Source organism: Psychrobacter sp. CAL346-MNA-CIBAN-0220, assembly GCF_040309805.1.
Classification (GTDB): domain Bacteria; phylum Pseudomonadota; class Gammaproteobacteria; order Pseudomonadales; family Moraxellaceae; genus Psychrobacter.
Genome location: NZ_JBEOPF010000413.1, coordinates 1 through 261 on the forward strand (window position 1 = coordinate 1; position 261 = coordinate 261).

The 261-nt window shown below is 46.0% G+C and carries 1 protein-coding gene; it reads left to right on the forward strand.

Annotation, left to right across the window (positions count from 1 at the left end; genetic code table 11):
- Positions 1–33: 33 nt before the first annotated feature.
- A partial coding sequence (locus AAEY88_RS14180; RefSeq protein WP_350563416.1) for a DUF350 domain-containing protein occupies positions 34–261 on the forward strand: 228 nt, incomplete at its 3' end.

Here is a 261-nt window from a genome sequence, read left to right on the forward strand (position 1 = left end):
GTGTTAGCCGTGGAAAATAGGTAAGGACTCACCATGACATTTTTTCAAGAATATGGCTTAACTCAACATTTGGCGATTATTTTAGCCATTGATTTAACCATCGCTATCATTTTGCTGACGCTAATGCGTTATTTGCAGGGGTGGAGCGTTAAAGTCAACAGCAGTGCAGAGTTAGCCGAGCGCGACAACTTTGCCTTTGGGATCAGTACCGCTGGTGCTGTGGCGGCTTTAGGTATTGTGCTAACTGGCGCTATCACAGGC